Annotated in this window: 1 pseudogene; it reads right to left on the bottom strand. The window is 75.2% G+C overall.

The features are described 5' to 3' along the window. Positions 1–459 (bottom strand): annotated as a pseudogene (locus FV223_RS29840) (PhnA-like protein); the annotation flags it as partial.

Genomic DNA, 459 nt, shown 5'->3' with positions numbered 1-459 from the left:
TTCACGGTGCCGCCGACGAGCGAGCCGGCGCCACCGAGCGTGCTGGTCACGCCCGAGAAGGCGCCGCCGACGAGGCCGCCTGCGGCCGAGCTGAGCAGGTACAGCACGACGAGGGTGCTCACCGCCCAGGAGACGAGGCCGTGCAGGCCGGCAGCCCCCGTGACGGGCTTGCCCGAGAGGCGCCCGGCGATGAGCCCGCCGGCGAGCGAGGCGACGATGCCGGAGCCGACGAACCAGAGGCCGGCGCCGAGCGAGAGGGTCGAGGCGGTCGGGTTGTCGGCTGCCGGGCCGCCGACGCTGGAGAGGCCGACGCCGACGCCGAGCATGTTGAGGATGACCTGGGTCACCAGCGCCGTCGCGGCGCCGGCGAAGATCGCGCCCCACGACACCTGGTTCAGCAGGACGGTTCGGACGTCGGCCGAGGCCGCGGCGGGAGGGGTCGCGAGGAGGGGGGAAGTG

It is taken from the genome of Methylobacterium sp. WL116, assembly GCF_008039455.1.
Classification (GTDB): domain Bacteria; phylum Pseudomonadota; class Alphaproteobacteria; order Rhizobiales; family Beijerinckiaceae; genus Methylobacterium.
This window is presented reverse-complemented; position numbering and strand designations above follow the sequence as displayed.